Below are 3,796 nucleotides of genomic sequence, written 5' to 3' on the forward strand. Positions count from 1 at the left end.
GACTCGGGCAAACTGGCGGAATTGGCCACCATGGTCGCCGATGTGGTGGCCGAGGGACACAAGGCGCTGATTTTTTCGCAATTCACCCGTTTTCTGGCGCATATCCGCAAAAAGCTCAGGGAAATTGGCGTGGAACACGAATATTTGGACGGTCGCACCCCTCTCAAAACCCGGGAAAAACGGGTCGCCTCCTTCCAGAGCCCGGATGGGCCGCCGGTGTTCTGTATCAGCCTCAAGGCTGGAGGCGTGGGGCTCAACCTGACCGCCGCCGACTACGTTTTTATCATGGATCCGTGGTGGAATCCGGCCGTGGAGGCCCAGGCCGTGAACCGGGCGCACCGCATCGGCCAGGACAAGACGGTTTTTGCCTACCGCCTGATCAGCCAGGCCAGCATCGACGAAAAGGTTTTGGATTTGCAGCGGGAGAAAAAAGACCTGGCCGACGCCCTTCTGGACGGCGCCACGACCTCCATTGGTGCCTTGACCCGGGAGGACCTGGAGATGCTTCTGGCCTGAGGGAGCGGGCCGGGCGGGGCTGTTGCGCGGCCGCGCCACGCGGCCGGCCCAAAACGGAAAAAGGGGTTGTAGCGAACTACAACCCCTTGATTTCCTTTGGTGCCGAAGGGGAGACTCGAACTCCCATGGGGGAACCCCCACTAGACCCTGAACCTAGCGTGTCTACCAATTCCACCACTTCGGCCCGGCGTGAGAAGCGTCTTTATGCGAGGCGCATGTCCTTGGCAAGTGTTTTCTTGGGATTCGAGGAAAAAGAGGCGCGGTTGGCAGCCGCCGTGTTTTTTTTTTCGGGAAGGGCCTTTGTTGAAGGCCCTGGGCTTTTGGTATAGACGCAAGGCCCAGTTTGTATCGTGGAGGATTTTTCATGTATTGTGTTTCGCGGCCGGAGCAGATCGGCGGCCTGGAAAACGGCTCCTGCGTCACCATTGGCAATTTCGACGGAGTCCATGTCGGGCATCAGCGTCTTCTCGGTCGCGTTCGGGATCGGGCCCTGCAACTTGGTCTGCCGTCGGTGGTCATCACCTTCGAGCCACACCCGCTTCGTTTTTTCACCGGGCGCAAGACACCTCCATTCATCACCCTGCCAGAACAGAAGACGGAGCTCATCACCCAGCTCGGCATCGATCATCTGCTTTGTCTGGAATTCAATGCCGCGCTGGCGGCCATGCCCCCCGAAGAATTTGTGCGCCGTATTCTGGTCGGGGGCCTGCGCGTGCGTGAATTGATCATTGGCTACGACTATGCCTTCGGCAAGGGCCGCAGCGGCAACTACGCCCTGTTGGGCCGGCTGGGCCAGGAACTCGGATTCGAGGTGGAACAGTTGGAACCCGTGCTCATGGATCAGACCATTGTCAGCTCCACGCGCATCCGAGACTTGGTCGAGGCCGGTGATGTTTGGGCTGCTCGGCCGCTTCTGGGGCGTTTTTACCGGGTTTCCGGGACGGTCGTGCATGGGCAGAATCGCGGCGGACGGCTTTTGGGTTTTCCCACGGCCAATATGCATCTCAACGACGAGCTTTTTCCCAAGACCGGCGTGTATTGCTGCTGGGCCGAGGTGGACGGGGACGTGCATCCGGCCGTGGCCAACATCGGGTACAATCCGACCTTCGGCAATGAGGTGCTTTCGGTGGAGGTGCATATTTTGGATCTCCACGCCGATCTCTACGGCAAACCCATGCACGTTCATTTTGTGCAGCGGTTGCGGGGCGAGAAGAAGTTTTCCGGCCTGGACGAGCTCAAGGCTCAAATCGCCAAGGACGTGGCTCTGGGACGGATTGTTTTGTCCCAGGCCGAGGCCCGGCTTTAGGACTCTGTTTTGCCTGCTTTTTTACAGCCCGTGATCCGGGTTTATGTCTGGTTTCTCCGAAATTTTCACGCGGCTCTGAATATCAAGTGGTTGGCTCTGGGTGTTGTCGCCGGACTGATCACCGGGGTCGGGGCGATCGCGTTTTTTGTCGGAATTGAATGGCTGAAATTTTTTTTGCTGCACCAGTTGGCCGGACTGCACCTCCCCGGGCCGGCGGGTGAAGAGATTTTCCATGGCGAGGCCGGGCCATACCGTCCCTGGCTCTTGTTTTGTTTTTTGGTGCCCGTGGGGCTGATCACCGGCTATCTGGTGCATCGTTTCGTGCCGTCGACTCGGCATGGCGGCACGGATGGCACGGACACCATGGTCAAGACATTTCATCACCAGGAAGGGCGGCTGAAGCCTCTTGTACCGCTGATTCGGGTCGGCACGTCCATACTGACCATCGGCGCGGGTGGCAGCGCCGGGCGCGAGGGCCCAATTTCCCTGCTGGGGGCTGGTTGCGGGGCGTGGCTGGCCGACAAGCTGCATCTGTCCGCCAAGGAACGGCGGGTGCTGCTTCTGGCCGGGGCGGCCGGTGGGCTGGGCGCCATTTTCCGGGCGCCATTGGGCGGGGCCCTGACCGCCGTCGAGGTCGTTTACCGGGAAGACTTCGAGGCCGAGGCCATTTTGCCTTCGGTGATCTCCTCGGTGGTCTCCTATTCCCTTTTTACCCTTGTCTTTGGCGCCGAGCCGATTTTTGGCATTCCAAGTTTCGAGTTTTCGGATATCCGCGAGCTGCCCATCCACGCCCTGCTTGGCGTTGCCTGTGCCGTGACCGGCTGGTTTTACGTGCGCACCTTCCGCGCGATCAAGTACAAGATATTTTGGCCCTTGACCGACCGCCTTGGCTTTATCCCGGTCATGGGTTTGGGCGCCTTCGCCATGGCCTTGATCGGCTACGCGTTTCCGCAACTGTTGTGCGGGGGATACGGGTGGTTGGAGCTGGCCATCCTGGGCAAGGTGTCCCTGACCGCGATGGGCGGGCTTTTGATCGGCAAGACCTTGGCCACGTCCGTGGTTATCGGATCGGGCATGAGCGGGGGCATGTTTGCTCCGGCCCTGTTCGTGGGGGGCATGACCGGCGGTTTGGTCGGGCAGGTGGCCCAGCGCCTTTTTCCATCCGTCGTGGCCGAGCCGGGCGGGTATGTCATGGTCGGCATGGCCGCCTTTTTCGCGGGCATCGCCAAGGCCCCCATCGGCCCCCTGGTCATGGTTTGCGAATTGACCCAGGGCTATGGTTTGCTGGCGCCACTCATGCTGGCCTCGGCCATGGCGTTGTTTTTAAGCCGGAATGTGCACCTGTACGACAACCAGGTCGATAACAAATTCGAGTCTCCGGCCCATGTCGGCGACGCGACCATCAACATTTTGGAACAAGAGCGGGTGGCCGGTCATTATCATCCGGGTCGGGTGACCGTGGTCGAGGCGGGAACGAATTTTGCCGCCCTGACGGATATCATCGCCAATTCCAATGAATTGTGTTTTCCGGTTCGGGGCGAGGGCGACGCCATTGTTGGTCTGTTGGCCGTGCAGGATTTACGCAAGGTGCTCTTCGAGGACTGTCTGGCCGAATTGCTCGTGGCCGGCGATGTCGCCCGGCCAGCTGTTTTGCTGACCCCGGACGAGGATTTGTACATGGCCCTGCTCAAATTCGTGGAAGCCGATTTGCCCGAGTTGCCCGTGGTCGATCCGGACCGGCCGTCCTCGGTTCTGGGGTTGCTGGCCAGGGAGGACGTCTTCCGGGCCTATGCCCGGACCTTGAAACGGCTCAAGGGCACCGCATGAAAAAGGGAGGCCGAAGCCTCCCTTTTTCATGCGGTGCGCGGTGCGGGATTAAACCTTGGCGCCCTGCAACTCGGCGGCGGTGAAATTCCATCCGACGTTGTGCGGGGGAAGGGTTTCATCCTGGAAGAAACGGGGCAGCTGGTCGTC

3 protein-coding genes and 1 tRNA gene are annotated in these 3,796 nt (G+C 60.3%); 3 read left to right on the plus strand and 1 reads right to left on the minus strand.

Annotated features, from left to right (window positions below):
- Positions 1 to 516 (plus strand): DEAD/DEAH box helicase (locus tag EOL86_12705; GenBank protein NCD26435.1); only part of this gene is annotated, 516 nt, incomplete at its 5' end.
- Positions 517 to 613: 97 nt separating this feature from the next.
- Here the strand turns inward: EOL86_12705 and EOL86_12710 are convergent.
- Positions 614 to 700 (minus strand) — tRNA-Leu (locus tag EOL86_12710).
- A gap of 180 nt (positions 701 to 880) precedes the next feature.
- On the opposite strand from EOL86_12710, the gene EOL86_12715 reads away from it, so the two are divergent.
- Positions 881 to 1,822: a bifunctional riboflavin kinase/FAD synthetase gene (locus EOL86_12715; GenBank protein ID NCD26436.1), complete on the plus strand. Its 942-nt coding sequence runs from the start codon at positions 881 to 883 to the stop codon at positions 1,820 to 1,822.
- 9 nt (positions 1,823 to 1,831) lie between these two features.
- Positions 1,832 to 3,649: a chloride channel protein gene (locus tag EOL86_12720; protein NCD26437.1), complete on the plus strand. Its 1,818-nt coding sequence runs from the start codon at positions 1,832 to 1,834 to the stop codon at positions 3,647 to 3,649.
- Positions 3,650 to 3,796: the final 147 nt, after the last annotated feature.

The sequence above is a fragment of the Deltaproteobacteria bacterium genome, assembly GCA_009930495.1.
Classification (GTDB): Bacteria; Desulfobacterota; Desulfovibrionia; order Desulfovibrionales; family Desulfomicrobiaceae; genus Desulfomicrobium.

Bases quoted from the DNA above. Each gene is read 5' to 3' on its own strand.
- EOL86_12715 (NCD26436.1), top strand. From the start codon at position 881: ATGTATTGTGTTTCGCGGCCGGAGCAGATCGGCGGCCTGGAAAACGGC.